This is a genomic window from Fluviicola sp., assembly GCF_030151805.1.
Taxonomy (GTDB): domain Bacteria; phylum Bacteroidota; class Bacteroidia; order Flavobacteriales_D; family Crocinitomicaceae; genus Fluviicola.
Map to the genome: position 1 here is coordinate 1 of NZ_JASLCN010000208.1, position 9902 is coordinate 9902.

At 42.5% G+C, this 9902-nt stretch carries 8 protein-coding genes; 3 read left to right on the forward strand and 5 right to left on the reverse strand.

The window, feature by feature from the left end; genetic code table 11:
* Window positions 1-1453 (reverse strand): hypothetical protein (locus tag Q1V93_RS07775; RefSeq protein WP_300663476.1); only part of this gene is annotated, 1453 nt, incomplete at its 3' end.
* A gap of 863 nt (window positions 1454-2316) precedes the next feature.
* Between Q1V93_RS07775 and Q1V93_RS07780 the strand changes: the two genes are divergently transcribed.
* Window positions 2317-2967: a response regulator transcription factor gene (locus tag Q1V93_RS07780; RefSeq protein ID WP_300663478.1), complete on the forward strand. Its 651-nt coding sequence runs from the start codon at window positions 2317-2319 to the stop codon at window positions 2965-2967.
* 6 nt (window positions 2968-2973) lie between these two features.
* Here Q1V93_RS07780 and Q1V93_RS07785 read toward each other — a convergent pair whose 3' ends face one another.
* Complete coding sequence (locus tag Q1V93_RS07785) at window positions 2974-4752, reverse strand: PDZ domain-containing protein (protein WP_300663480.1); 1779 nt, start codon at window positions 4750-4752, stop codon at window positions 2974-2976.
* Window positions 4753-4876: 124 nt separating this feature from the next.
* Here Q1V93_RS07785 and Q1V93_RS07790 point away from each other — a divergent pair, with 124 nt between their 5' ends.
* Window positions 4877-6760: a SpoIIE family protein phosphatase gene (locus tag Q1V93_RS07790; protein ID WP_300663482.1), complete on the forward strand. Its 1884-nt coding sequence runs from the start codon at window positions 4877-4879 to the stop codon at window positions 6758-6760.
* A 42-nt stretch (window positions 6761-6802) separates the two neighbouring features.
* Here Q1V93_RS07790 and Q1V93_RS07795 read toward each other — a convergent pair whose 3' ends face one another.
* Window positions 6803-7480 (reverse strand): transglutaminase family protein, encoded by a 678-nt coding sequence (locus Q1V93_RS07795; protein WP_300663484.1) that lies wholly within the window; start codon window positions 7478-7480, stop codon window positions 6803-6805.
* A gap of 26 nt (window positions 7481-7506) precedes the next feature.
* On the opposite strand from Q1V93_RS07795, the gene Q1V93_RS07800 reads away from it, so the two are divergent.
* The gene (locus Q1V93_RS07800) at window positions 7507-8115 is read left to right on the forward strand and encodes a hypothetical protein (protein WP_300663486.1); all 609 of its coding nucleotides are present in this window, start codon (window positions 7507-7509) and stop codon (window positions 8113-8115) included.
* Between the two features lie 4 nt (window positions 8116-8119).
* Here Q1V93_RS07800 and Q1V93_RS07805 read toward each other — a convergent pair whose 3' ends face one another.
* Together Q1V93_RS07805 and Q1V93_RS07810 are read right to left on the reverse strand one after the other, a co-directional pair.
* Complete coding sequence (locus Q1V93_RS07805; RefSeq protein ID WP_300663488.1) at window positions 8120-8650, reverse strand: shikimate kinase; 531 nt, start codon at window positions 8648-8650, stop codon at window positions 8120-8122.
* A 7-nt stretch (window positions 8651-8657) separates the two neighbouring features.
* Window positions 8658-9809 carry an aminotransferase class V-fold PLP-dependent enzyme gene (locus Q1V93_RS07810; RefSeq protein ID WP_300663490.1) on the reverse strand — a complete coding sequence of 384 codons (1152 nt, stop codon included), beginning with the start codon at window positions 9807-9809 and terminating at the stop codon, window positions 8658-8660.
* Window positions 9810-9902 lie beyond the last annotated feature (93 nt).

The following is a 9902-nucleotide window of genomic DNA, read 5'->3' on the forward strand; positions in this document are numbered from 1 at the left end:
AGCCTGTCGAGCCGGAAGCAGTGTAAGACACCGGAGGACCTCCAACCGGAACAATACAATTAGGTCCGCTGATTACAGGAACATCCGGTTGGACATTAACCACTACATTCAATACCCCGGAAGGACAAGAACAGGAATAAGCAGAAATCGTATAAGCATTTGCAGGTGTTCCCGGAGGAACCGTCACATTAATACTGGATTCCGATCCTGTAACGGGCGCATAAGTCCATCCCGGAGGAAGTATCCAGCAGGTCTGATTTTGAGCGCCTGTTGAAATGGAAAAATTGGTAGTTGATCCGGCAGGAACACAAGTAGCCGCCGCATTAAGAGTCATTGTAGCGTCAAATTCTCTGTTTACCGTATAAGTAAAGATTGACGGATCACAGCTTCCATTTGTAATGGTCAATGTCAGAATTCCCGGATCAGATCCCAATGAACTCACCGTTACGTCTTCATTTTGAGATCCGCTTTGAGCCAGAAACCAGGAACTGTTGGAAGATGTCCAGGTATAAACGTACCCTGGCTGAGGGTTAATTCCGATGAAAAATGGACTGGCTGATACCGGCACACATGTCGGCGGTAAAGCTGTAAATGAAGGCGGTCCGGGAACCTGGCCGATAGTCTTTGTAACACACGTTCCGGTAGCAGAAGTCGGTCGAACAGCATTTCCATCCCAGGGGTTCGAACGTCCGAAGCAACATTGAATGGTATACGTACCAGAAACTGAGGACGGAGTGGTAAACGTGATGGAACTCTGATCCGCCGAAGTATAAAAAGATCCCAGAGTAGGAAAAATATCCCAATAATACTCATCTCCACCAATTCCGGCACTATAGTTATCACTTGCTATCTGATCCACCGAATAGGTGTAAGTTGTACTCGGCTCCCAGCAATCCGGCCCGATAATCGGCGGAACATATCCCTCTTGCGTTCCGGTAGACGGCCAACCGCTGTTGACATATTTTTTAAATACATCGAAAGTGATGCTGCCACCGCAAGTTGCACTGGGATTTGTATAGGAAATCATTACCCGCCCCTTACTTCTTGCCAGGTAATCAGCCGAAGGAGGAGTCGATTCTGAAATGCGAACATCGAAATTGTAAGAAGTAATGTTTGCCGCTAAAATCCCGGAACCAACAGACTGCACTGCAGGAGCGGGCTGCGAAATCGGTCCCACGGAAAGATCTCCTGTAAGAGTCCAGCCAAGGATCGTATTTCCCATCGGGTTGACGTTAAATACTCCTGCTGCACTTATCAAATCGGGCATAACAACGATTCCGCCGCTTCCGACAATTCCGCCGAAACCAGTGGCTCCTCCAATACCCGCAACAACTACGTTACAGGAAGCAGGAACTGTAACCACAGGTTGCGCCCAGGCATTTTTAGAAAATGTGCAAACCAGCAGCAGTAGTAAACTGGTGGCTATAAATTGCATTCTTTGAATTGTTTTCATAATGGTTTATTTTGTGAATAATGGATAGTAGTTTCTTTTCATTTCAGGGGATTTATCCTTTAAGGACAGGAGTAGTTATCCATCCATAACTGTGTGTGTTAGTCCTCATTTACTATTCCGCAGAGGTTGTTCGCGGTTGCAATGATTCAGCAACCAGCTGGTATCTAGTCTTTTGACCTGAATCAAAGCCAGACAAATCTGAGGATTTAATATCAGGAATAAAAGAGTGAAAACACCCTTTTTGACGCATCGGTGAAAGGGCCCAAAAACTCCGTGATTTAACGGATTACGAAAAGAAAACAGGCAGCCAAACGAAATCGGAATGATCTATCACTATACATTGTTTTCAGGGGCTCACCGCTTCAAACACACGCTTGTTTTTTATCCGTAGAAACACCCAGAAATGTTTCGAAACGGCATACCATAAAATTCCCGTAAGAATGTATTTATCCAAGCATTCATCTGAATTTTATCTCCCAAAAAAGCTCGTAAAACTGTTATTTTGTGTATATTAGAGTCGAACTTTACACATAATCACTATGGCTTTTTCAGAAATTGAAAATCGGAGGATTGTTATCTCCAAACCTGAAAACAAAAATTCCTTTTTTCAATCCGCAAATACTTCTTTTTTTTCAGACTGATAAAATAAATCAGATGTTGTTTTGTACCTACTTATAAAATCAATTCGTATCCACCGGATACGCATCCGCACACCATTACCCTATTCAAATGAAATATCAGATCATTTCCCCCATTTTACCAATACCATTCGGCACTTTATTATCCAAAAAGTACCCTGGTTGCTTTGAAGCAGATTTGGCATTCTGTTTACGGGTTGGTGTATTTCCTAAAACTTCAATCCAATGAAAACAACCATAAACATTGCTTTAATTGATGATCGTTCGTTATTTCGGCAAGGAATGATCTCACTTTTGAAAGAATATTCCGATTTGAATGTCCTCATTGAAACAGCAGATGAGCAGAAATCTTTTGATCATTTTGCATGGAAAGAAATCCATATTTTACTGGTCGATATCGAAATAACCGAAAAAAACGGTGTGGAAACCATGGCTCAGCTAAAGAAAAAGCATCCGGATATCCGAATCATCGTACTGACTTCCAATTACGATTCCGAACTGATCTTCCGCTTAACAGAACTTGGAGCCGATTCGTTTGTTCCCAAGGGAAAAAGCATTGAAAACCTGGTAGAAATCATTCGAAACCTCCATCAATTCGGGTATTACCACTCAGAAGAAATTTCAAAAGCACTTGTTAAGGGAATTCAGAAACGCAACCAACAGGCACTGCTGACCAAGACAAACTCGCTATCTCACCGCGAAATTGAAGTGATGAAACTGCTTTGCGAGCAATATACGAACCGTGAAATTGCAGAAATCCTGAAACTCAGCCCACGTACGATTGATACTTATCGCGAAAATCTCTTTATCAAAACAGGTGCGAAAAACATCGTCGGAATTGTCCGTTACGCCATCAACAATCATTTAATTGATTAAGCCCGATTAAATACTTCTCAGCCAGTAATCAAACTTGTTCTTTGCAGATCCGTTCGGTTCCAGTTTGAAAGCCGGTCTTTCATACATGCTCATCTTCACTTCCAGCTCAAGAATCAACTCATCTCTTGCGATCAGCAATTTACATGTTTCACCTTCTCCCAATCCGCCGACGTAGCTTTCCAAAGCGCTGTTGTTCACACGCATATTGTCTACCGAAATGATTTCGTCTCCGACACTTAAACCGGCAGTTTCAGCAGCACTTCCCGCACGAACTCCTTTTACCATGCAGTTTCCGCCGTCTTGCGACAAAGACGCACCGAATGAAACAACCGCTTTTCCGGTGTATGTTACTCCAACTCCGATTTTACCGAACACTTCGTTGTAATTCGGGATTTCCGTGCCGTTTACATACTTATCGAAGAAATAATCCATATCCTGACCGAGGAATTTCTCCAAAGCAGCCTGAAACTCATCTTCTGTAAATCCGCGGTTCTTTTTCGTGTAAAACTCTTCAAACAAATACTGCATGAAGTGGTCCAGGCATTTTGTTCCGTTGAATTTATCAATGATAACAGCATCCAGGTAAGCTCCTAAAATAGCTCCGCGCGAATAATAAGTCATGGTTGTATTTGCACTGTTTTCATTCGGGCGATAACCTTTGATCCAGGCATCATAACTCGAATGTGCAACCGGCTGAACCCGCGCTCCAACGGATCCTTCCACATAATTCAACGTTCCCTGAAGTTTTCGCAAATACTCTTCTTTGGTATAATATCCGGCTCTCACCAACAACAATTCATCGTAATAAGACGTAAATCCTTCCATTACCCATAACAGCGAAGTATAGTTTTCCTCGTCGTAATTGAAGGGTCCTAACTGAATCGGACGGATGCGTTTTACATTCCACAAATGGAAATACTCGTGTGCCACCAACGAAAGGAAATCTTTGTATCCGCCTCCGTATGTCCAGCGATTTACACTCAACACCGTCGAATTTGCGTGTTCCAATCCTCCTTGTCCGTCCACTACATTGTGCACAATGAACGTATAATTCTTATTCGGGTTTTTCCCGCCGAACACATTGTTTTCAGCCTTTACAATACGCGCCATATCCACTTTCAGCTCGTCGATATCGTAATTTCCGGAACCATACATAGCAACTGTGTGCTTCGTTTCATCCACTGTGAAATCAAATACTTCCTGGTTTCCGATTTCAAAAGGAGAATCTACCAGCACATCAAAATTCGGGAACTGGAACGTTTCGGATCTTTCTTCCTGCGTTTGCACGGTTGCTTTTTCCAAAGGAGTGGTGATGACCTTGAAATCCTTGTAAGGAAATACAGTTACTGTTCCTGATTTATCTTTGTGCCCGTCGAGGTAGCAAAATACTCCTGAACTGGAAACAAATCCGTGCGTCAGATCCAAAAAGCTTGTTCGGACAGACAATTCGAACGCATACACTTCGTATTGAACGTTTACTTTTTTCGCTTTTCCGGCGCTTACTTTCCAGGCATTTTTAGATGTTTTACCCACTTTCAATTCAGCCCCTTTCTCATCGTAAGCACGAACCAGGTTCACATTTTTCGAAAACTCACGCACCAAATACGATCCCGGAGCCCAAACTGGCATTTTTACCGTTAAATCTCCTGCTTTGAACTCGGAAATCTGCATTTCCACCTCGAAATAATGATTTTGCGGTTTCGTCATTCGCAAATTATAGTGAATCTTTTGTGCCTGAATCATTCCGGCAAGCCCGAGCGACAATATAAGTAGTGCTGATTTCATTCCTGGATTTTAATTTAGCCAAATATAATTGTTTCCGAAGAAATTCATCATTTTCTAACCCGTGTTAACAGCAATTTGACATCTGATTCATATTGTAGCAAAAGGAAGACCTGATTTTTGCAACATGAAAAAATCGCTGGTTACCGTCCTGGGAGGGTTTGGTTTTGTGTTGTTGGTATTTGCATCTATCTCCTGGTATTTCAATCAAAAAATCCATGAAAAACAAGCCATCCTTCTGAAATTAGACAGTTTATCGACCCAAATTCAGGAACACAAAGATTGGATGGAACATTTGACCAACCAGCGTTTCTGGTACGATTCCATTGCCAAAAACGAAACGAATTACCGCAGAAAGAACAGCTACACACACGAACTGATCCGGCAAAACCTGGTCAATACCTTTGCTGCTTCCGACCGGAAAAACAAACAAAGTTTATTGGCAAGATTGGATCATTTGTTACTTACGGAAGACCGCATCCTGAACGATATTGCCAAAATCGGGTTCAAAGAACACGGATATATCGGGAAAATGCGCCTGGTGATCCATCAAATCGAAGAGGAATACCCGCAATTTGAAGAACAGATTTTGAGTTTGCGCAGACATGAAAAAGATTACATCATGCGCAATGACGAACATTATGCCTTGTCTCTTCACAACGAAATCGCTGTCTGGAAAGCAAGCGGACACTATCCCAAAGGGCTGAATCAATACCTCGGGTATTTTGATTCGGTGCGAAGCCGCTTTCAAATGCTTTTCGCCATTCCGAATAAAAACCATTATTCGTCCTGGTCTCTGAACATTTCCAACATCCAGGCAAATTTGCGCGTGATCCGCGGCAATTTTATCCGGGAATCCTATTCACTCTCCAACGATTCGATGAAAATGCAGTACATCGTCTCTGCAATTGCTTTTTTGGCACTGATCTTCGGAAGTATTTACATCATTCGAAACATTACCCTGCAGGTTACACGTTTGCAAAAGAGCATGAATGAATTCATCGCATCGAATTACCAGGCAGATGAGACCATTTCGCACCAGCTTCCTAAAAATGAGATCGGGCAAATCAGTATTCAATTCCTCAAAATGGCCCGGAAAATCAAGTGGGACGTTCATTTACTGGAAGACCGCGTTTCAAGAAGAACGGTCGCACTGCAGGAAAAGAACGGGCAATTGGAAAAACAGCACACCGAAATGATGGACAGTTTGCGCTATGCGCAAAAGCTACAGGAATCTTTGCTTGTATCCCGGAAACAACTTTCACAGCATTTCGAACAGGTTCACGTTCATTATTCTCCTAAAAACCTGGTCGGAGGTGATTTTTACTGGATGAAAAGTTTCCGCGAGAACGGAAGCGAAAAAGTGTTATTTGCCATCGCAGATTGCACCGGGCACGGCGTTCCGGGAGCTTTGCTAAGCGTTTTGGGAATGAATACGCTGGATGAGTTATTTGCCGACGGATTGCGTAAAACCAACGAATTACTGGATTCACTGCGCAAAACAATTCTGAGAAGAATCAATTCCGACGAAGAACAGCGCATGGACGGAATGGACATCGCTATTTTTTGTCTCGACAAGAAGACGCGGGAACTGTATTTCTCCGGAGCTCAGATGCCTTTATGGATCGTTCGCGACTCCGAAGTCATCGAACTGAACGGAGAGCGCGTTCCGATCGGTTTCACCTACCTGAATCACCTGGAATTCAAATCAGAACGGATTCTATTGGAAGAAAACGACAAACTGATTGTATTCACAGACGGAATTGTCGACCAGTTCGGAAAAGAATCAAACAAAAAATTCGGAAAAAAACAATTGCGTTACCTGCTTTCGCGTTCATCCAATCAAAACGGAAGCGCGCTCTACAACCGATTGATGAATCAATTCTCATTCTGGAAAGGCGAAGGCGAACAAACGGATGATTGCACATTTATGATCCTGGAACCGAAGTTTGTGCGTTCAAAAGCACCGAAAAACGGTTATCCTGTCACAACAGAAGAAATAGAGATCTGACGAATTACTTCATTCAAAAAATTCGGCATTCGGCATTCGTAATTAAAAAATCGGGTCAAAATGAAAAGAAAAAGCCTTCGTATCAACCGGATTTTCAAATAAATCAGGATAATACGCAGCCATTTCTTTGTGCATGAGTTCGAAAGGAATATCCGGGAATTCACCGTAAAAATGCAGGTACTCCATAAATTGCTTCTCTCCCGCAAAAGCCTGGAAAAGCGAATCCTCACTTCCATCCCACTCCAGTAAAGGAACAGCACTCAATTTACAAATGCGCGGATCAAAAGCAGGCGTACATTTACTCCATTTCCCGTCGATCCAAACCTCCACATACCCATGAAAAACAATTTCTTCACGTTTCAGGTAAGATGTTAACTTCGCTACTCCAATGTGATTTTTCACGATCCCGAAACCCAGTCGGGCAGGAAATCCGAACGAACGGAAACAGGCACATGCCAAAAGTGATTTTTCAACACACCACGCACGTTTCTTTAAAGCAACAATACTCGCTTTCAGACTGTTTCTTCGCAAATCCAAGTGATACGGATCATACAGGAACGAATCCCGAACCGTCTCATAAATCGAAACAGCCTGCTCTCTTCGGTCTTCAAAAACCCGAATTCCGGCAATAAATTGCTTCACTTCCGGACTCGAAAAATCCACATGAGGCGTTTCAGCCAGGTATTCGTCCCAATTTTCAGCGCGCATTTGCTCATTCATTCTGCGAAATTAACTAAATTCGCTCAGTGACTGATTCGAATAAAAAACATACTTTTCGCGAAGGATTTGAGGCGCATCTTGAAAGTCCTATTCCGTTACTGACACGGGTAGGAAGTTTCATTTTTGGAAAAAAAATCCCGGATTCATACACCAAAATCAGTTTCTACCTCGGAATGGCTATCTGGACCGTTTTTTTAGTCTGGATCATTCTCGGCTACATGGTTTTGACGAACACCAGCTGGATCGAAGCGGAAAAAGGACTGGATATTCACAAACTCATTACAACAAGGGGAACGGAACTCGGCTTCAGCGGTGACGATTTCCAAAACAATCTCATCTTGTTCTACAATGTCGCGATCATAGCCTGGGCAGGTATTTTTGTAGGTCTCGCACTTCAATGGCGTAAAAACCGCTATTTCATCTATTTTATTTGGGCGGCCGGAGCCGTTTATTTACTCGGCATGTGGTTCCTTCTCGGATTCTCCTATTGGTATAACGACACCACCCTTTTCGACAAAATTGCCTTTTTCTTTCTCATCGGGCACTCCGGTCTGCATTATTATTTTCTGAGAAAAGAACTACTCGGAGAAAAGGTCAACTTCTTCGGAATTGACGAGCAAGACGAGAATGAATGATCAACTAAAAATAAAGTTTAATTAATTCCTTTTCAATCTTATCAACTAATTCATTAGGTTTGTTTCGCTCGTTCGGCATAATCAATTTTGCCTGCTTGTAATAGTGAACGCGCTCACTCAATAAACTTTCCACAAAAGGATGAAATTCAGCATCGCTGAGGGCTTTTAGTTTCGGACGGAATTCACGTTCCAACTTCAGGCGTTGAATCAAAGTCAATAAACTCACATTCAGATAAATAGAATTACCCATCTGATGTATGAGTTCAAGTGAATTTTCAATCGTTGGAAGTCCTCCTCCCAAAGAAATAACCGATCTGTCAAACGCTTTGGCAGCATGTAAAAATGCCCATTCCTCTTCCCTGAAAAATGCTTCTCCTTTCGTTTCAAAAATCTCGCTAACGGACATTCCGTTGCGCTCCTCGATCCATTTATCGGAATCCACAAAAGGAAGATTCAACCGTTCAGCTAAAAGCTTTCCAACGGTTGTTTTACCGCTTCCCATGAAGCCGATTAAAAAAATGTGTTTTGGTGTCATGCTGAAATCAATCAATTAATCCTCTTGAAAGTAATTCCTTCAATGCCTGTTCCAATGTGATCAGATCGTTTTCATCGTTGAACGCATTGAGTGAAAAACGCACATAGCTCTGCCCGTTTTGGGTCATCACCGGAATTTCGATCTTAAATTCATTGTACAGGATGTTCTTCAACTCAAACGGATCTTTGCAGCGAACCGGAATACTTCCCATTTGCCCGATAAAATCATCCGTTACCGGCGCCAAAGGAGCTGAACCTACTAATGCGCAGAAACGAGGAAGCCATTTGTGAACCAATAAACGATTCGTTTCAGCCCATCCCCACCAATCATTTGCTTTCATAAATCCAATAGCTTCAGGAATTGTCAGATAAGCCGAAAAATCACGTGTTCCGTTAAACTGATGATAATCCAGAAACTGAGAATGACTTGGAAAATCAGCCCGGTATCCCCAACTCACTACCAATGGATCCAACTCATTCTGAAAAACGCGTTTCACAAACAAAAAACTCGATCCTTTCGGTGTCAGCATCCATTTGTGACATGCTCCGGTATAGAAATCAACATCCAGATCAGTCAAATCCAGGGGAATATGTCCCGGAACATGTGCTCCGTCGATAAAAACAGGAATTCCTCTTCGCTTCGCTTCCTCGCAAATCTCTTTTACGGGCAAAATTAAGCCCGTAGCGGAAGTAATCTGCGATAAGAAGATCAATTGAGTGTTCGAAGTAAAACCTTTCCAAAAATCGGCTAAAAACGCTTCTTTCGACGTCAGGGGTAACGAAATGGGTTGTTTGATATACTTCGCACCTTTCTCACCGCAATAAAAATCCCAGGTTCTGTCACAGGCCCCGTATTCGATATTCGTTGTTAAAACCTCATCACCCGGCTTCAAATCGAGTGAACGAGCCACTATATTCACCGCATACGTCGGATTCGGAACATACACCAGGTCATCCGGATGACAATTCACATATTCCGCCAGTGAAATCCTGCTTTGTTTCAGGTATTCCGGCCCTTGATTGATCATAAACTGAACAGGTTCAAACTCCAATGCTCTCTGAAACTGCTGATACGCTTCAAAAACCGGCTTCGGAGTAGCCCCGAATGAACCAAAATTCAAAAAAGTAATGTCTTCTCGAAGTAAAAACTGCTCTTTCATTTAATTACTTAATCTAAAAAATTTGACATTCGTAATTCGTAATTCGTAATTCGTAATTCGTAATTCGTAATTCGTAATTCGTAATTCGTAATT

Coding starts and splice junctions, on each gene's coding strand:
- Q1V93_RS07780 (WP_300663478.1), top strand. CDS start 2,317: ATGAAAACAACCATAAACATTGCTTTAATTGATGATCGTTCGTTATTT.
- Q1V93_RS07785 (WP_300663480.1), bottom strand. CDS start 4,752: ATGAAATCAGCACTACTTATATTGTCGCTCGGGCTTGCCGGAATGATT.
- Q1V93_RS07790 (WP_300663482.1), top strand. CDS start 4,877: ATGAAAAAATCGCTGGTTACCGTCCTGGGAGGGTTTGGTTTTGTGTTG.
- Q1V93_RS07795 (WP_300663484.1), bottom strand. CDS start 7,480: ATGAATGAGCAAATGCGCGCTGAAAATTGGGACGAATACCTGGCTGAA.
- Q1V93_RS07805 (WP_300663488.1), bottom strand. CDS start 8,650: ATGACACCAAAACACATTTTTTTAATCGGCTTCATGGGAAGCGGTAAA.
- Q1V93_RS07810 (WP_300663490.1), bottom strand. CDS start 9,809: ATGAAAGAGCAGTTTTTACTTCGAGAAGACATTACTTTTTTGAATTTT.